Source organism: Duganella sp. GW821-FHT01E12 (genome assembly GCF_059422325.1).
The window spans coordinates 649,237-665,720 of sequence record NZ_JBWKWR010000003.1 but is presented as its reverse complement, the minus strand read 5'-3'; the positions used below and the strand labels follow the sequence as shown (position 1 = coordinate 665,720).

Genomic DNA, 16,484 nt, shown 5'->3' with positions numbered 1-16,484 from the left:
GACAGCTATGGCAAAGAACAAACTGCTGGTGGTGGAGGACGATCAAGGCTTGCAAAAGCAGCTGCGCTGGAGCCTGGACGCCTACGAGGTGGTGGTGGCGGACGACCGCGAATCCGCGCTGGCGCAGTTGCGTCGTCATCAGCCGGCGGTGGCCACCATGGACCTGGGTCTGCCGCCCGATCCCGACGGCGCCAGCGAAGGGCTGGCTCTGCTTCAGCAGATACTGGCGGCGGCGCCGGACACCAAGGTCATCGTTTTATCCGGCAACCAGGCGCGCGAGCATGCGCTCAAGGCCATCGCGATGGGCGCCTACGATTTCCACCAAAAGCCGCTCGACGCCGACACGCTGGCGCTGGTGGTGGCGCGCGCCTTCTATCTGCACGCGATGCAGCAGGAAAACCGGCGTATGCTGCAAATCCAGTCGGATTCGCCGCTGGCCGGCATCATCAGCCGCGATCCCGGCATGCTGAAGCTATGCCGCAGCGTGGAACGGGTGGCGCCGTCGTCGGCGTCGGTGATGCTGCTGGGGGATTCGGGCAGTGGCAAGGAGCTGGTGGCGCGCGGCCTGCATCGCCTGAGTACGCGGCAGGACAAGCGCTTTGTCGCCGTCAATTGCGCGGCCATTCCCGAGCATCTGCTGGAGAGCGAACTGTTCGGCTACGAGAAGGGCGCGTTTACCGGCGCCCAGCGGCAGACGCTCGGCAAGCTGGAGTTGGCACATGGCGGCACCTTTTTTCTGGACGAGATCGGCGACATGGCGATGCCCTTGCAGGCCAAGCTGCTGCGCTTTCTGCAGGAACGGGTGATCGAACGGGTGGGCGGCCGCAGCGAGATCAGCATCGATGTGCGCATCGTCTGCGCGACGCATCAGAACCTGAGAGCCTTGTCCGAGAGTGGGCGCTTTCGTGAAGATCTGTTCTATCGCCTCAGTGAAATCGTGTTGACCATTCCGCCGTTGCGCGAGCGCGTGGGTGACTGCGCTTTGCTTGCCCATCATTTCAAGAATAAGTTTTGTGCCAGCGAGTCGCGCTCGGCGCTGCACTTCAGTCCCGAGGCGCTGGCGGCGATTGATGCCTATCCCTGGCCGGGCAATGTGCGTGAATTGGAAAACTGCATACGCCGGGCGGTCATCATGGCCGACGGTCCGCAGATCACGCCGCAGGATCTGGGCTTGCAGGACAGTTCAGCCATGGAACCCAGCGTCAACCTGCGCCAGGCGCGCGAGGCGGCCGAGTACAGAGTCATGGTGCAGGCCCTGGCGCGGGTCGACGGCAATATCGTCAAGGCGGCCGAACTGCTGGGCGTGAGCCGGCCGACGCTGTACGATCTGATGAACCACCACGGCTTGAAGTGAGCCCTGGTCCCTGCCGGGCCTAGTCTCCTTCGCGCCACTGGCCGGCGGCGGTCAGCTGGTTTTTCAGTCCCGGCAACGGGAAACCCAGGCCGTAAGCGGTGTGGGCGCTGGCGCGGGCCTGTTCGTAATCTTTACGCTTGAGGTAGAGCAGGCCGAGGTTGTAATGGGTGGTGGCGTTGCCCGGCTCAAGCCGGACTGCTTCCTTCAATTGTTCCAGCGCGGCGTCGGACTGGCCCAGGCCCAGCAGATAGCTGCCGAACAAGGCGTGGACGCGGGCGTCGTCCGGCCGGAAGCGCAGCGCGCGGTCGAAGTAGCAGTCGATCGAGTAGTGGGCGCCATAGGGCTTGCGATTCTTGTCGCGCAGCGCCAGTTTGATCATCGCGGCCAGGGCACGGTGGTGGTTGGGGAAATGTTCCAGCGTGTAGCCGATGTCGCTGCCCAGCGAGCCGGAGGAGCCGCGCACCAGACGTTCCACCTCGGGCGTGAAGTGGTACTGCTCGACCACGGTCAAGCCTTCGCGGTCGGCCGGGTTGGTGTAGTCGCCGCCGGGGTCGTGCCGGACGTAGGTGCCGCAATCTTCTCCGGTCGCCAGCGGCGGCGCCGCGACGGCGGCGCAGGAGGCGATCATCAATAACGCCGGATAGACCAGGCGGAGCTTGGGTGTCATGTGTTTTCCTTTTGGACAGCGCGGTCCAGCAGCTCGGCCAGTTGCTGGGTGCGGGCGGCGCGCGAGTGGCTGGCGATGATTTTTTGCGACGCCAGTGGTGCCTGCCAGGCGCGGCACAGATGCAGGAAGCGCAGCAAGGCCGCGGCGATGTCGGCTGGACTGTCGAGCTGGCCGATGGTGTCGATGCCGGCGGCGCGCAGGGCGGCTGCCGTGTCGCCGGCGGCATCGGTCAGTGCCAGCAACGGGCGGCGGGCGCGCAGGTACTCGTAGAGCTTGGCCGGAATCTGGCTGTTGCAGTTGGCGGCCTGGAGCAGCAACAAGCCGTCGGCGTTCAGCATCTCGGCCAGCGCCTGGCGGTGGGGAAGCGGCGGCGCCAATTCGATCACTTGCTCCACGCCGGGATGGCGGTGCATCAAGCTGCGCAGGTGGTTGTCGTGGGCGCTGGCGCGCAGCAGCAGCCGGAAATTTTTTTTGGCGATGCGCTGTTCGGAGAGCAGCTTGGACAGCGCGCCGAACAAGGGGGCCGGGTCGCGCTCCGACGGGTAGATGACGCCGCTGTGCAGCAGCGTGAATGGCCCGGGTGTGGACGCCCGCTCGGTGGACTCGGCGGCGGCGAACGCGGACTCGTCGTAGCCGTTGGGGATCAGCGTCAGGCGCCGGTCATCCGCCTGCGGGTGGCGTTGGCCCAAGCTGAGCAATGCGCCGGGCGTGGTGCAGACCACGGCGGCGGCGCGCCTGACGGACTGCCGCTCGATCCAGCCGTGGATGCGGCGACGGCGCGGATCCGGCGGATAGTCGGCATCGACCATGGGGTCGCGCTGGTCGGCGATCCAGGGAATGCCGGTGAGGCGGTGCAGGCTGAGTGCGATCAGGTGGGCGGTGGCGATCGGATAGCTGGACCAAATGGCGTCCGGCCGGTGCTTTCGGATCAGGCGCAAGCCTGCCGGAACGGCACCCAGCCACCAGGATATCCAGCGATCCGGCTGGGCCAGCACCTCGGGGTAGCGGCCGCGCAGCGCAAGATGGCGCGAACTGTCGAGCGCGAAACTGCGGTGGACCAGCGCATCGGAGCCGCTGTCGTCGGCTCCGATGTCTTCGTAGGCGCGCGGGTGAACCGTCAATATCAGTGGCTGCCAGCCGTGCTGGGGCAAGTGCCGCGCGAAAGCCAGCGTACGGTGTATGCCGCTGCCGCCGCTGAGTGGCGGGTAGTGATAGGCGATCATCAGGACGCGCTTCACCATGATGCGATCCAGGAGGTGCAGGCGGAGGCAACGTCGGCGCGCCAGGCCCGGCTGGAAAAAGTGTGGTTGGCCCGCGGAACGTGGACCAGTTGAAAGCGCGGGTCGTCCAGCAGCCGGCGCCAGTGCGCGTGGTGGGCGGGCAGGGCCGAGAATTCCCTTGCGCCCAGGTCGGCGCCGCCGAGCACGATCAGCGTGCGTCCGGGGAACTGGTGCAGGGCCCGGTAGAGGCGTTCGGGCAGGGACGGGCCGGCCGCTTCCGTGGCAGGCCTTCTCGCAGCGGAGGCCAGTGCGATGAAGGAGCGCAGGGTGCCGCCGACCTTGACGGCACCGCCGCCAAGTTTGCGCCAGAAGCCGCGCTCGAACAGGCGCTGCACATAATAGTGGCGCAACGTTGCATAGGCGTGACCTTGTTCCGTGCGCACCCAGGGATTGAGCATGACGAGACCGGCGACCCGCGGATCGCGCGCCGCCTGCCAGGCGGCGGCCGTGGCGCCGTCGCACAGGCCCCACAGCACCAGCTCCTTCATCGCCGGCAGAGCGTGGAAGAATTCGGTGATGGCGGCGTCCAGGTCGTCGTCGAGTTGCTCGAAGTTGCGCGCGGCGCCCTCGCTGTCGCCCATGCCCCGGTAATCGAAGCGCATGACCGGGTAGCCTGCGGCGGCCAGTTCCTGGGCCAGCAATACGAAGTGCCGATGGCTGCCGACGCGATACTGCGGCCCGCCGGTGACGATCAGCACGCCTCGCGCCTGCGGTAGCTCCGGCACGTTCAGGATGCCGATCAAGCGGCAGTCGCGGCAGGCGAAACACAGGGCGCGGCGTTGTCCGTTCATGATGGCCCCTGCGGCATGGCGGCCAGCGTGGCTGCGATCAGGGTGGGCACTTCGGCGATTTCGGATGTGGACCAAAAGGGTTCGCCTTCCAGCGGATAGGCGTCGACATGCGCGCCGGCGCGTTCCCAGCGTTCCAGCAGCAGGGCGGAAGCCGGCTGCAATGAAGCTGGCTGATGCGCGCCAGCCAACTCCAGCCACTGTACCGGGCAGTGGGGACGGCGGCCGGCTTCCGCACCCTTGATCGCCTCCACCAGCTCGGGCGCCAGCGCGTAGCCGCCCGCCTCGTTGTCGGCGGCCGCTTGTTCCGCGCCCAATATGCGGGCCGCCGATTGCAGCCGCATGAATTGGTGCAGATGGGGGCGTCCACTGATGACAGGCTGCCACAGTACCAAGCCGGTAGGCGCGGGCTGCGCTTGCTCGGCGAACTGCAAGGCCAGCAAGGCACCCAGGCGCAAGCCCCACAGGTAGGCTGGTCCCGGGGAGTGCTGGGCCAGCCACCTCCAGCCCAGCGCAAGGTCGGCCAGCCACAGATCCCAGCGGGCGTCGGCGAAATCGCCGCTGCTGTCGCCACAGCCGTAGAGGTCCAGCTGCAGCACGCCGTAGCCTGCGCCTGCGTAGGCGCGCGACTGGAGCGCGGCCATGCGGCGGCTCTTGTTGAGCTCTTCGGCGAACGGGTGCACATACAGGACAGAGCCCCGCGCCCGAACGCCGGGATGCGGCGGGTAGAACAGGCAGAACCGATCGCCGGCTTCGGCCGGCAGGAAGAACGGCAGCGCCTGGCTGCGTTGGACATAGCCGCTCATGCCAGTTTTCCTTGTACGAAGGAGGTCAGCGTAGCGACCGTGGCGAAATGGCTGGCGCTGATTTCGTCATCCTCTACAGTGATGGAGAACTGCTGCTCCAGGGCCATGATCAGGTTGACGACAGCCATAGAGTCGAGCTCGGGCACGCTGCCCAACAAGGCGGTTTCCGGCTTGAGTTGAAGCTTTCCCAGCCCGAGGGTGTTGCGCAGGGTCTGGCAGACTTGATCTAGTATGGGCATGGTGGCTCCTGGGGACCGAGGTCGGGTAAGGCGCTGGTGTCGAACGTTAGCTGCGGAAGGCTGGCGGGGTGGCGCGACAGATGAAAGTAGGGCGCCAGTGTGGCGCACATCCATTGCCAGCGGCCGCAGCGCAAGAAGATGGCGCTGCCCAGGACCACCGCGCCGATGCGTGAGTGGGCCCGCATCGATGCGGGATTAAAGGCCGAGATGCGGCTGCAGGTCCAGCGCACGCCGTGCAGGCGCAAGTGCTGCCGCGCGGCTTCCCATAACCTGGGAAAGACCCAGCCGAGGCGTTCGTCCGGCCTGACCCAGACGTCGAAATCCCATGAGGCGTGCGAGCTGGCCAGGCGATAGCGGACCCGCACTTCGTCTTCGAGATAGGTATCCGGTATCAGCCACAGAAAGCCGGCCAGCCGGTCCTTGCGCCAGGCCGTCAGGCTGGAGGCGCCTTGGACAAAGCGCTGCCTGACCACGCGTGCCGGGCGCGGATAGTCGTTCGGCATGGCGTCCGCAAGGGCTTGTTCGCGTATCTGGATGTCTTGTCCGCGCGCGTGGCACAACGGTGTGTCGCCGACATACTGGGCCACGAACTGGTAGCGGTACAGCGCCCACGCGCCGGCGCTGGCGGCCGCCAATAGGTGGCCGAGCCAATACAGGATGGCATTGAACCAACCCAGTTGCAGGTAGGTATGACGCAGGCCAGTGGTCATCGCGGCGGGCCAAGAGGTGAGCGGAACCCAAATTAGACGCCGTCCATGGCGGGCCGGGTTTGCGCCAGCACAAGCGGACACCATGCTTGAGGCACATCAAGAACGGGATGACGATTTATCTCAATCATAGAGGCAGCCTTTCTATGGGAATTCGCTATGACGCAGCTTGTCCACCAATTTATTTTTCAGTCCGCGCAGCGCGAGCCGCAGCGGCAGGCACTGTCATACCAGGGCGTCGGACTGAATTACGTTGCGTTGGCGCAGATGGTGCAATTGGCCGCTGCCGCCTGGGTGCATCACGGCCTGGGGCGCAGCGAACGGCTGGCGGTATTCATGGAGAAGCGGGAAGAAGCGGTGGTGGCCATGTTTGGCGCGGCCGCCGCGGGCGCGGTGTTTGTGCCGGTGAATCCGGTGCTGAAACCGGAACAGGTGGCGCACATCCTGGGCGACTGCGAAGTCCGAATACTGGTCACCACCCGCGAGCGATACAATCTGCTGTCGGCGGTGTTGCCGGGCTGCCCGGGGCTGCGCAAAGTGATCGTGGTCGGTTCCATGGAGGGCTTGCCGGCGCTGGATGGAATGCAATTGCTCTCGTGGCGCGAATGCATGCGTGATGCACCGCAAACCCCGCTTCATGCCTGCATCGATAGCGATATCGCCGCCATCCTGTACACCTCGGGCAGCACCGGCAGGCCCAAAGGTGTGGTGCTGTCCCACCGCAATCTGGTGGCGGGCGCGCTCAGCGTTTCCTCCTACCTTGGCAATACGCCCGAAGACCGCATCTTATGCGTGTTACCGTTGAGTTTCGACTATGGCCTCAGCCAGTTGACCACGGCGTTTGCCGTTGGCGCCTGCGCGGTGCTGCTCAATCATCTCCTGCAGCGGGACATCCTCGATGCCGTTCAGCGCGAACGCATCACCGGCCTGGCCGCGGTGCCGCCGCTGTGGATGCAGCTCGCGGACCTGGACTGGCGCCATGCGCAGCGGCTGCGCTACATCACCAATTCGGGCGGGGCCATGCAGCGCCACACCCTGGCGACCCTGCGCAAGGCCTTGCCGTACACGCAGATCTACCTGATGTATGGCCTGACCGAGGCGTTCCGCTCGACTTTCCTGGCGCCCGAGCAGCTGGACCGCAGGCCGGATTCAATCGGCAAGGCGATACCGAATGCGGAAATCCTGGTGCTGCGCGGCGACGGCTCCCCCTGCGGCCCCAACGAGCCGGGCGAGCTGGTGCATCGGGGAGCGCTGGTTGCCATGGGTTACTGGAACGATGCGCAACGCACTTCCGAACGTTTCCGTCCGCTGCCTGGCCGGGCGGGCGGGCTGCCGGTACCCGAGCTGGCCGTGTGGTCGGGCGATACCGTGCGTTGCGACGACGAGGGTTATCTGTACTTCATCGGCCGCAGCGACGATATGATCAAGACCTCCGGCTATCGCGTCAGTCCGACCGAAGTCGAGGAGGTTGTGTACGCCACCGGCCTGGTGGCCGAAGCCGCAGCCATAGGCGTGCCGCATGCGACGCTGGGGCAGTCCATTACGCTGGTCGCCGCCGCCGCTCCGCAGGGCGCCATTGACGCTGCGGCGCTGCTCGCGGCTTGCCGCGAAGCGTTGCCCGCGTATATGGTGCCTTCGGCACTTGATATCCGTGCCACGCCTTTGCCCCGCAACCCCAACGGCAAGATCGACCGCAAGCTGCTGGCCGATCAACTGGCTGCCCCACGGTGCGTATCGTGATGGCCGTGGTCGAGCTGCCGGGCCATGCTCAGCCTAATCAGTTTCCGGCGCTGGACGATGAGCTCCAGTTCGGTGGCATCAAGCTGACCCGCCTGGCGGAACGGATCGGGCGCACGCCGTTCTACGCCTACGAGCGCAGCCATATCGTCTCGCGCGTTGGGCAACTCCGGCAGGCGCTGCCGACGGGGGTGCATCTGCACTATGCGCTCAAGGCAAATCCGATGCCGGCGCTGGTGCAGATGATGGCGGGGCTGGTGGACGGCTTTGACGTGGCTTCGGGCGGCGAGATGAAGGTGGCCCTGGATGCGGGCATGGCGCCCGGCGCCATCAGCTTTGCCGGGCCCGGCAAGCGCGACGGGGAGCTGCGGTGCGCGGTGGCCGCCGGGGTGTTGCTGCACCTGGAATCCGAGCTGGAAATGGAGCGCGCCGCTCGCATCGGCGGCGAACTGGGCATGACGCCGCGCGTGGCGCTGCGGGTCAATCCCGATTTCGAACTGAAGCTGGCGGGAATGAAGATGGGGGGCGGCCCGCGCCCGTTCGGTGTCGATGCGGAGCGGGTGCCGGCGATGCTGCGGCGACTGCGGACGCTGGGTCTGGACTTTCATGGCTTTCACGTGTTCTGCGGTTCGCAGAATCTGTCTGCCCCGGCCATCTGCGAAGCCCAGCGGCTCAGCGTGGAACTGGGACTGCGCCTGGCCACCCATGCGCACATGCCGATGCGGATGTTGAATATCGGCGGCGGCTTCGGCGTGCCGTACTTTCCGGGCGAGCGCGCCTTGGATTTGCCGGCGGTAGCCGACGGGCTGGAGCGCTCGTTGCGCTTGCTGCGGCAGGGCTCGCCGGACACCGACCTGGTCCTGGAGCTGGGCCGCTATCTGGTGGCCGAAGGTGGGGTCTACGTTTGCCGCGTGTTGGAACGCAAGCGTTCGCACGGCCAAACCTTCCTGGTCACCGACGGCGGCCTGCATCACCACTTGGCCGCTTCCGGCAATTTTGGGCAGGTCATCCGCAAGAACTATCCTGTGGCCATCGGCAATCGCATGCACGCGGTCGCCCGCGAGACGGTTTCCGTGGTCGGGCCTTTGTGCACGCCGCTCGATCTGTTGGCCGACCGCATGGAATTGCCGCGCGCCGAAGCCGGCGACCTGGTGGTCGTATTCCAGTCCGGCGCCTACGGCCTGACGGCCAGTCCGACCGCCTTTCTTGGCCACCCCCGGCCCGTGGAGGTATTGGTATGAGCGGTCTGTGCGGCTATGTTGCCGATGAAGCGGCGGCCGACTGCGGCGGCGTGCGGCAACTGCTGGCCGGCATGGGGCGCACGCTGGCGCGCTTTGACGACAGTCCCGTTCGCATTGCCGCGGCGCGGAGGGGGGGCGTCGCGGTTGCCGCCGCCGCCGACAGCATCAGCTTCCATGGCGCGGACGGGGTGCTGGTCGCGGTATGGGGGCGGCCCTTGCTCGACGGCTGTGCCGAGAATCTGGCCGCGCGGTTTGCGGCATTGTGGTTGGTCAAAGGTGCTCAGGCGTGTTCAGCGCTGTCTGGACCGTTCGCGCTATGCCTCATGGCCGACGCAGGCGAACAACTTTTGCTGGCCATCGACCGCAGCGGCGTCCATACGATGCATTTTCAGCAGGTCAGGCAGGGGATGTTGTTTGGCTCATCGGCGGCGGCGGTGCAGGCACATCCGCATGCGCTGAGGGCCCTGGATCACCAAGCCATCTACAACTATCTGTATTTCCATACCGTGCCGGCGCCGCGCACCGTGTATCGCGGGCAACGCCGCCTGCAGCCCGGCGAATTTCTCCAGTACCGCCACGGCCATGTGGAGACTGGCAGCTATTGGAAGATCGAATACCAGGAACAGTCGGACACGCCGTTTGGCGAACTTAAACGACAGTTCCTGACTACGCTGGAGAGTTCGGTACGGCACTCGGCCGGAAGCGCCAATACCGGCGCCTTCCTGAGCGGCGGCACGGACAGTTCGACGCTGGCCGGGATGTTGGCCAGCGTCAGCGGCAGCGCGCCACGCACGTATTCGATAGGCTTCGACGTGCCCGGTTATGACGAGATGCGCTATGCCCGCATCGCGGCCCGTCATTTTGGCGCGGATCATCACGAGCTGTATGTGACGGCGGGCGATGTGGCAGCGGCCATACCGCGTATCGCGGCAGCGTCCGATCAGCCGTTCGGCAATTCATCTGCCGTTCCGGCTTACTATTGCGCCAACATGGCGCGCGCCGACGGCGTGACCCGGCTGCTTGGCGGCGACGGCGGCGATGAATTGTTCGGTGGGAACGAGCGCTATGCGCATCAGGCAGTCCTGTCCCGGTATGAGCAGTTGCCATCGGCGTTGCGCCAGGTGGCGCTGGAACCCTTGTTGTTTGGTTTGGCCGGCAATCTGAACCTGGGGATGCTGCGCAAGGCGCGCAGCTATATCGAACAGGCGGTAGTGCCCATGCCGGCCCGGATGGAAGCTTATAATCTGCTGGAACGCTACGGCCCATCGGAAGTGCTGCATGACAATTTCCTTGCGAGCGTGGACGAAAACGGCCCTATCGGGCTGCTCAACGACTGCTATTGGCAGGACAGCGGCTTGAGCCAGATCAATCGCATGCAGACGCTTGATCTGCGCTACACACTGGCCGACAATGACTTGCGCAAGGTGCGCCTGGCGTGCGAACTGAGCGGCGTGGACGTGGCGTTTCCCTTCCTGAGCGACGAAATGCTGGCGTTTTCAGCGCGGCTCCCGCCGAAGGACAAGCTGAACGGAACACGGCTGCGCTATTTCTTTAAGCGGGCGCTGCAAGGTTATCTGCCGAATGCGATCTTGCGCAAGAAGAAGCACGGTTTTGGTTTGCCGTTCGGCCACTGGTTGCAGCGGGATGCGGGCCTGCAGGGGCTGGCATTGGACAGTTTGAGCGACCTCAAGAAGCGGCAGATCGTGCGTGCCGACTTCATAGAGCGTCTGATGCGCACGCTGCTGGCCGAACATCCGGCCTATCATGGCACCATGGTGTGGGTGTTGATGATGTTGGAGCAATGGCTGGCGCGGTCAAACGCGCCGGCTCGCAAGTAGCCTGAGCAGAAAACGCGGGCGGTCTTGCTCCCAAGGCGTGTAGCGCGGCAACTGCAGCAGATCGCCGCCGCATCGCGCAGCCCCGGCCGCCGTGGTGACGGCCGCCTGGAATCCCAGCCGGCGCGCCATCTCGACGTGGCGCTGGTCGAAGTCGATGCCAGGCTTGCCGTTCGGATAGGCGAACAGGCGAACCGGGGCTTGCGTGATGTCCTCAAGAGCCGCCTTGCCGCGCTGCATGTCGGCGATGGCAGCGGCGTCCGCCAGGTTCGCGAGGATGGGGTGGGAGGCGGTGTGGGCACCGATGTCCATGCCCGCCGCTTGCAGCGCCCGCACGTGGTCGCTGCACATCATCAGGCCTCCGCGGTTTGTTGGCGCCAGACTGCGGGCTAGCGCCTGGCGCTTTGCTGCGGGTAGGTACTTGAGCGATTGAATTAGCTGTTCAATTGCTAGCCGCTGTTGGTCGACGGTGCGCAGCGGGAGCTTGCCGCAGCCTGGCGCATCCAACTGCAGCACGTCTTGCCGGGCATGCCGCACGCCCGCGATCACGTCGTCGTTCCACATCTGGCCGCCATTCAGGTAATCGCTGGCGATGAAAAAGGTTGCGCTCAAGCCGTGCCGTTGCAAGACCGGCAGCGCGCAGGTGGCGTTGTCGGCATAGCCGTCGTCGAAGGTGATGCTGGCGGCGCGCGCGGGCAGGGTGCCCTGGCCCAAATGTTCGACGGCGAGACTCAGTGGCAGCACGCGAAAGCAGCGCTTCAGCAATGCCATGTGGCGGTCGAATTGCCGGGTGTCCGGTAATTCCGGCTGCAACGGATCAGGCCGCTCCAGGACGCGGTGATAAACCAGTATCGACAGGCATTGGTTCATGGCTGGCCGATCGCTGTGCGGCCGTTGTCCAAGTCGGCTGCTACCACTTCCCTGACGGCGCCCTGATGTTCTGCGACCAGTGCACGGGTGGCGATAATGACGCCCATCAAATAATAAGGGACGTCGAAATACAACAGGCTCAGAAAGGCGCCGCCGACCGCGAAACCGACAAAGCTCGCCTGTATCATGGTGGCCAATTGCCGGGCCCATTCCAATTCGGGCCGGGCCACGCTGTGGCGCGCGATCCAGGATGCTGAACGCCAAGTCAGTCCAAGCAGCAGAAGGTAGAGCGCCAGGCCGACAAAACCATGCTCGCCCAGTGCCTGGAAATAGATGCTGTGCGCGGCATGGATATCGTGCGGATCAGGGGCGTAGAGGAAGAACGCGCGAGCTTCGGCGATCTCGAAGCCTCCACCGAAAAAGCGGTCGGTCGCTAAATTCCATGCCATGTGCCAGGCGTTGATGCGGCCCATCGCCGACTCGTCTTCCTGATAGGCGCCGATGCTGTCCATCCGTTCGCTCCAACGCTCCGGCATGAACAGCAGGGCCATGGGCACCAGCACTGCGATCAGGACGGCGCCGGCCATCTTGTGGCGGCTCTTCAACCACATCATGACGATCATGGCGCCTATCGCCAGCAGCGCACCGCGCGAATACGATCCGAGCGCCGCTAGTGCGCAGAGCAACATCGTGGCGCTCAAGCCGTGCCGCAGCCAGCGGTTGGCGCTACGCAATTGCAGATAGCGTAGCAGCGGGATGGTCATGATCAGGGCCAGTGCGATCTCGTTGTTGTCGCCGATAAAAGTACCTTCCGGTCCCCATACGCGGTCGACGCCGCCGCTGCGGATTGTGAACAGGCCGCCCTTGACGCCGTAGTAGCCCACCGACATGGTCAGCACCCACATCAGGCGATGCAGGTCGTGACGGGTGCGTATCACCATCATGGTGACCAGACTCATCAGCATGATTTTCATCACCTTGCTCCATTGCGCATAAGCAGGCTCGGGGAACATGGCGAACAAGGTGGTGACGTTCATCCACAGTATCAGGACGATCAGCACATACGTGATGGGGGACACCGGTAGCGTCTTGGGCAGGCGCGAGACGGCCAGGCTGAACAGCGTGGCTATGGCGACGATGAAAGCGAACGGAAAAGTCGTGGCAAAGCCCCATCCCTGCGTGTGTGGATTCATCACGCTGACCCACACCCACATCAGCACGCCATTGACGGGATTGCGCAGGATCAGGGGCAGGCTGCCGAAGATGATTAGGGTGATCAATATGTCGCGCATGGCCGGGGAAACTCGTTGATGCGGCTCAACGTTGTATCTGAGCCTGTCACTACACTGGATTGTCACGTTCCGCAATCATAGGATATGGGGGAGGCGCCCTTGTTGACCGTTCTCATGGCGACCTGCGATGGCGCGCAGACGCTGCCCAAGGTATTGGACGGCTATTGCCGCCTTCAAACGCCGCAGCAGGCCTGGCAGTTGATCATCGTCGAGAACGGCAGTCGCGACGGAACCGGTGCGCTGGTCGCCCGGTATCAGGACCGCTTGCCGCTGCACTTGCTGCGTAGTCCGCGCAAGGGCAAGAACGCGGCCCTGAATCTGGCACTGGAATGGGCACTACGCCACACCGCCGACGACGGCCTGTTCATTTTCACCGACGACGACGCGACACCGGCACCGGATTGGCTGCTGCAATGGGAACGCTGTGCCGGGGACCATGTGGATTACGCGGTGTTCGGCGGGGCGATAGAAGCGGACTGGGCAGAGCCCCCGCCCGAGTGGCTGCCCCGGCTGGTGCCGATCGGCCTGACGTTCGGCCTGACCGCTTCCAATTTGCCCGATGGCCCGGTATTCCCTGGCCTGGTGTGGGGGGCGAATATGGCGATACGGCGGTCGGTGTTTGCTAATGGCTATCGTTACGATGCATCCATCGGGCCCAATGGTCCAGCCTATGCCATGGGCAGCGAAACCGAACTGACCCTGCGGCTTGCACTGGCGGGCTATGGGGCGTGGTTTTGTCCCGGCGCGCGCGTCTTCCATTTCGTCCGCAAGCGGCAACTGACGCTGAACTACGTGCTGGATAAAGCCTGGCGTTTCGGACGTGGAAAGTACCGGCAAGACCTTCCCGGCACCTATCCCGAATGGCTGGGTGTGCCCCGCTGGATGCTGGCGCGGTTTGCGCGGGAGTGCGCCGGCTATCTGCGGGCCTGCCTGTCGCGCGATGCCGACGGCCGCTTCAGGCAGCGTTGGGAACTGGCCTATTTGCGCGGATATTTTTTCGAGGCGAGGCAAGGGCGCCGCCCCTTGGGCAAACGAGTGCTGATCACCAGCTATTCTGGCGAACTTGGCGGAATGGAAATGCGCATGGCGCAGGAAGTGCGGTATCTGCGCCAGGCCGGCGCAGATGGCAGTCTGGCTCTGCGTCGATTTGCCGGCATCGATGCCTGGGCAGGGCGACTGGCGCGTGAGCAAATAGTGGTGGCGGAATTCGATCCGCCGCGCTTTTTCGAACAATGGAGCTGGCGGCGCTGGAACCTGCTGCGGGCCAGGCTGTGGGCGGCACGGCGCCTGCATGCTTTCCGCGCGGATCTGGTGCATGTGGCTTGGTGTTGGAGTAATTACGGCGCTTCCGTGCTGTGGTTGGCTGGCCATTGCAGATTGCCCGCGGTGATCAGTGTGCACAACGCGTTCCCCCCGATGGAGATTAGCGCCTGGCACCAGCCTTTGCTGCGCCAGGCGTTTTCCGCGGTGCGCGGCGTGTATGCCGTATCGCGGTCGTCGATGGCGCATTTCATGGCCATCTACCAGCCATATTTGCCTGTTTCCACGCGGATGGCGGTCATTCCGAATTGCGTCGATACCGAGAGATTTCGGCCAGGCGCAGATTTACGCCTTGCTGCGCGCCGGGCCCTCCAGTTACCGGAAGATGCATTGGTGATCGGTGCGGCAGCGCGTATCTCCGAGCAAAAGCGGCCGGCGGTATTGCTGGATATGTTCATGTTGCTGCGCCGTCGATTTCCGCAGTTGTACCTGGTCATGATGGGGAGCGGGCCGCTGGAGCAGGCGCTGCGGGACCGGGTGCGGTCTGCGGGCCTGGGTTCGTGCGTGGTGTTCACCGGATTCGTCCCGGAAGTGGAGACCTTGCTGCCGGCGCTGGATATGCACATATTGATGAGCCGCAGCGAGGGTTTCGGTATCGCGACCATCGAAGCGATGGCATGCGGCATCCCGGTAGTGGCTACCGATGTGCCCGGTAGCGCGGATGTCCTGCGCGACAGCGGCGGGGGCGTGCTGGTCCCTTCGAATGATCTGGATGCGGCGGCGGCCATCGTATCCGGGCTGCTGGCCGATCCGGGCCGGCGCGAGGCCATGGGCAGGCAAGCACGCGCCGAAGCGGTCGAGCGGTATAGCCGTGCGGTGGTGGGCAAGCAGGTGCTTGCCTTTTACGACCAGCTGATCTGAGGCGTGCGCCATGCAGCCGCGCCTGTCCTTCCTGGTCTCCTTTGCCGAAAAATATATCCTGCTGTTGCTGAACACGGTGGGCACGATGGTGTTGGCGCGGCTGCTGACGCCAGCCGAGATCGGCGTCTATGCGGTGGGCGCTGTGCTGGCTGGGCTGGCGCAGGCAGTCAGGGACTTCGGCGTCGGGCCGTATGTGATCCAGGAAAAGCACTTGACCGAAGAAAAGCTGCGAGCCGCGCTGGGCACCAGCATACTGGTCGCCTGGGCGCTGGCGGCCGTGGTGCTGTTCAGCGGCGGAGTCGCGGCGCGCTTCTATCGCGATCCCCGTCTGAGCACAGTATTGCAACTGCTGTCGATCAACTTTCTGCTGATTCCCTTCAGTTCGCTGGCGCTGCCTTACTTGAGGCGCCAAATGCGTTTCTCCGCCATCTTCGCGATCAATACCTTCAGTACCGCCACGCAATTGCTGGTATCGGTGACGCTGGCCTGGTTGGGACATAGCTATCTGAGCCTGGTCTGGGGAGCGGTGTCCGGCACCGCCGCGGCGCTGCTGGCGAGTATCTGTTTCTGGCCGAAAGGCTTGCCCAGCGTGCCCGCGCGGCGCGGCATGTCAGCGATCCTGTCGTTTGGGGCGATTTCCACCGCAAGCAGCGTTATCGATGAATTAGGCGTTGCCGCCCCGGACCTGATCGTCGGGAAGATGATAGGGGTCGCGGAGGTCGGCATCTTCGGCAAGGCACAGGGTGTGCTGAATGTGTTCAACCAATTGGTGACCGGCGCCATCTCGCCGGTGGTGTTTCCGCTGTTCTCGGCGCAGGCGCGGGCCGGCGGCGATCTCCGGCAGGCATACCTGACCACCGCCAGTTATATGACCGTGCTGGCTTGGCCATTCTTCGGCTTCGTGGCCATCATGGCGCCTGCTCTGGTGCGTGTTCTGTACGGCGAACAGTGGGATGCATGCGTCCCATTGATACGCATCATATGCCTGTCGAGCGCGTTGTATAGCATCTTCAGCATGGCACGTTACCTGTTCGTGGCGATGGGCGCCGTACGCACGCAAGCCAAGCTGGACGCCTTGTCGGTGCCGGTGCGCGTGCTTGCCGTGCTGTTGGCGGCGCCGCTGGGATTGGATTGGGTTGCGTGGGGCGTTGTGCTTGGTGGAGTCTTCCGCAGCGTCTGGACATTCCGCTACCTGCGGCAATTGGCCGGCCTGGATCTGGTCGGCTTGCTGGGTGCGCTCAGGCGCAGCGGACTGGTGGCCCTGCTGAGTTTGAGCGGCCCGCTGTTGCTGTTTGCGTGGCGTCCCCAACTGCCTGGTCATGCGCTGTATCAGTTGTCGATCGCGGCTTTGCTTGCGTTGCCGTTGTGGCTGGTGGCGATATTGCTGTTTCGGCATGAGCTTGCTGCGGAGTGCACGCTGGCAGGGCGCAAAGTCAGGGCAAGATTTAGCAAATAGAGGTCACATTATGCGCATAGGAATCCTGTCT

Annotated in this window: 14 protein-coding genes; 6 read left to right on the top strand and 8 right to left on the bottom strand. The window is 64.6% G+C overall.

What is annotated here, in order from left to right:
- The first annotated feature begins 7 nt into the window (after positions 1-7).
- On the top strand, positions 8-1,354 hold the full coding sequence (gene prsR, locus AC07WS_RS12700) for a PEP-CTERM-box response regulator transcription factor (RefSeq protein ID WP_494729424.1): 1,347 nt from the start codon (positions 8-10) through the stop codon (positions 1,352-1,354).
- Between the two features lie 19 nt (positions 1,355-1,373).
- On the opposite strand, the gene AC07WS_RS12695 is transcribed toward prsR, so the two are convergent.
- The 6 genes from AC07WS_RS12695 to AC07WS_RS12670 are packed head-to-tail and all read right to left on the bottom strand — an operon-like array spanning position 1,374 to position 5,844.
- Complete coding sequence (locus tag AC07WS_RS12695; RefSeq protein ID WP_494729423.1) at positions 1,374-2,021, bottom strand: tetratricopeptide repeat protein; 648 nt, start codon at positions 2,019-2,021, stop codon at positions 1,374-1,376.
- Positions 2,018-3,262 carry a glycosyltransferase gene (locus AC07WS_RS12690; protein WP_494729422.1) on the bottom strand — a complete coding sequence of 415 codons (1,245 nt, stop codon included), beginning with the start codon at positions 3,260-3,262 and terminating at the stop codon, positions 2,018-2,020. The genes AC07WS_RS12695 and AC07WS_RS12690 overlap by 4 nt, the downstream gene beginning before the upstream one ends.
- Positions 3,256-4,092, bottom strand: coding sequence for a hydrolase 1, exosortase A system-associated (locus AC07WS_RS12685; RefSeq protein WP_494729421.1), 837 nt, complete (start codon positions 4,090-4,092; stop codon positions 3,256-3,258). The genes AC07WS_RS12690 and AC07WS_RS12685 overlap by 7 nt, the downstream gene beginning before the upstream one ends.
- Positions 4,089-4,895 (bottom strand): hydrolase 2, exosortase A system-associated, encoded by an 807-nt coding sequence (locus AC07WS_RS12680; RefSeq protein WP_494729420.1) that lies wholly within the window; start codon positions 4,893-4,895, stop codon positions 4,089-4,091. The genes AC07WS_RS12685 and AC07WS_RS12680 overlap by 4 nt, the downstream gene beginning before the upstream one ends.
- Positions 4,892-5,134, bottom strand: a complete 243-nt coding sequence (locus AC07WS_RS12675) for an acyl carrier protein (RefSeq protein WP_494729419.1) — start codon at positions 5,132-5,134, stop codon at positions 4,892-4,894. Before AC07WS_RS12675 ends, AC07WS_RS12680 begins: the two co-directional genes overlap by 4 nt.
- Complete coding sequence (locus AC07WS_RS12670) at positions 5,122-5,844, bottom strand: GNAT family N-acetyltransferase (RefSeq protein ID WP_494729418.1); 723 nt, start codon at positions 5,842-5,844, stop codon at positions 5,122-5,124. Before AC07WS_RS12670 ends, AC07WS_RS12675 begins: the two co-directional genes overlap by 13 nt.
- Before the next feature lie 156 nt (positions 5,845-6,000).
- On the opposite strand from AC07WS_RS12670, the gene AC07WS_RS12665 reads away from it, so the two are divergent.
- From AC07WS_RS12665 to AC07WS_RS12655, 3 genes are read left to right on the top strand one after another with little or no spacing between them, the layout of a single operon-like run.
- Positions 6,001-7,581: an acyl-CoA ligase (AMP-forming), exosortase A system-associated gene (locus tag AC07WS_RS12665; RefSeq protein ID WP_494729417.1), complete on the top strand. Its 1,581-nt coding sequence runs from the start codon at positions 6,001-6,003 to the stop codon at positions 7,579-7,581.
- Complete coding sequence (locus tag AC07WS_RS12660; RefSeq protein WP_494729519.1) at positions 7,581-8,819, top strand: pyridoxal-dependent decarboxylase, exosortase A system-associated; 1,239 nt, start codon at positions 7,581-7,583, stop codon at positions 8,817-8,819. Before AC07WS_RS12665 ends, AC07WS_RS12660 begins: the two co-directional genes overlap by 1 nt.
- Positions 8,816-10,657: an asparagine synthetase B family protein gene (locus tag AC07WS_RS12655; protein ID WP_494729416.1), complete on the top strand. Its 1,842-nt coding sequence runs from the start codon at positions 8,816-8,818 to the stop codon at positions 10,655-10,657. The genes AC07WS_RS12660 and AC07WS_RS12655 overlap by 4 nt, the downstream gene beginning before the upstream one ends.
- Here the strand turns inward: AC07WS_RS12655 and AC07WS_RS12650 are convergent.
- Both AC07WS_RS12650 and AC07WS_RS12645 read right to left on the bottom strand, forming a co-directional pair.
- Positions 10,634-11,524, bottom strand: coding sequence for a polysaccharide deacetylase family protein (locus tag AC07WS_RS12650; RefSeq protein WP_494729415.1), 891 nt, complete (start codon positions 11,522-11,524; stop codon positions 10,634-10,636). The two genes, AC07WS_RS12655 and AC07WS_RS12650, sit on opposite strands and share 24 nt — an antisense overlap.
- Positions 11,521-12,816 carry a putative O-glycosylation ligase, exosortase A system-associated gene (locus AC07WS_RS12645; RefSeq protein ID WP_494729414.1) on the bottom strand — a complete coding sequence of 432 codons (1,296 nt, stop codon included), beginning with the start codon at positions 12,814-12,816 and terminating at the stop codon, positions 11,521-11,523. The genes AC07WS_RS12650 and AC07WS_RS12645 overlap by 4 nt, the downstream gene beginning before the upstream one ends.
- A gap of 99 nt (positions 12,817-12,915) precedes the next feature.
- Between AC07WS_RS12645 and AC07WS_RS12640 the strand changes: the two genes are divergently transcribed.
- Together AC07WS_RS12640 and AC07WS_RS12635 are read left to right on the top strand one after the other, a co-directional pair.
- Positions 12,916-14,997 carry a glycosyltransferase gene (locus AC07WS_RS12640; RefSeq protein WP_494729413.1) on the top strand — a complete coding sequence of 694 codons (2,082 nt, stop codon included), beginning with the start codon at positions 12,916-12,918 and terminating at the stop codon, positions 14,995-14,997.
- Positions 14,998-15,007: 10 nt separating this feature from the next.
- On the top strand, positions 15,008-16,453 hold the full coding sequence (locus tag AC07WS_RS12635; RefSeq protein WP_494729412.1) for a lipopolysaccharide biosynthesis protein: 1,446 nt from the start codon (positions 15,008-15,010) through the stop codon (positions 16,451-16,453).
- The last annotated feature ends 31 nt before the right edge of the window (positions 16,454-16,484 follow it).